This window comes from Frankia sp. CeRuru1, assembly GCF_977966315.1.
The window spans coordinates 7152-8130 of record NZ_CDWWEW010000244.1 but is presented as its reverse complement, the minus strand read 5'-3'; the positions used below and the strand labels follow the sequence as shown (position 1 = coordinate 8130).

General features: G+C 82.1%; 1 pseudogene. It reads left to right on the top strand.

Annotated elements, in window-relative coordinates:
• Positions 1–979: pseudogene (locus AC08OP_RS16680) on the top strand (hypothetical protein); the annotation flags it as partial.

Here is a 979-nt window from a genome sequence, read left to right as displayed (position 1 = left end):
CGCCGGGCGTGGCAGTGCGGACTCCGCCGGCACGCCCGCCGCCCGGGCCGACGCCGCCACCCGGCCGCTGGCCGCCGGTCGGCTGCGCGCCGAGGACCTCGCCGCTCAGGCGCGCGCCCTCGCCGCCGAGCTGACCCGCACCCTCGACGCCTTCACCCGGCAGATGTCCGCCCTCGGCGACGTCACCGCCGCCGAGGCGGCCGTCGAGGCGGCCGAGGCCGAAGCCGCCGAACGGGTCGCCGAGGCGGTGGCCCGTGCCGTGCGCGCCGAGCAGCGGGCCCGCGCCGCCGAGGCGGCCCGCGCCGAGGCCGAGGCCGTCGCGGGCGAGGCGGTGAGCGCGCTGGAGGGCGCCGAGGCGCGCCTGGCCGCCGCCGAGGCGGCCAGGCGGCAGGTGGTCGAGCACTCCGCCGAGGCGGTCCGCGCGGCCAACGACGCCGCCGAGGCGGCCCGCGCCGACGCCGACGCGCAGGTCCAGGCCGCCGCCGCCCGTGCCGCCACCGAGGTCGAGGCGGCCCACCGGGCGGCGCGGGACCAGCTCGAGGCGGCCCGCGCCGAGGCCGCACGGCGCATCGACGAGGCCGTCGCCGCCCGGGAGCAGGCCTCGACGCGGCTGGAGGAGGCCCGGCGCGCCGCCGAACGCGACGCGCACACCCTCACCGAGCTACGCGCCGAACGCGACGCCCTGCGCGAGGACATCCGCCGCGAACGCGCCGAGGCCGCCCGCGGCCGTGCCGCCGCCGACACCGAGATCACCCGGATCCGCGCCGAGGCGGCGGCGCAGCTCGACCAGGTCCGCGCAGCCGCGGCCGCCGAGGCTGAGCGGGTGCGTGCCGAGGCGGCGGCCGAACTCGACCGCGTCCGCTCCGAGGGCGAGGCCCGCCTGGCCGGCGAACGTCAGGCCGCCGCCGAACGTCTCACTGTGATCGGCGAGGCCCGCGCCGAGGCCCGGGCCCGCGCCGAACGCGCCGAACGCCAGGCC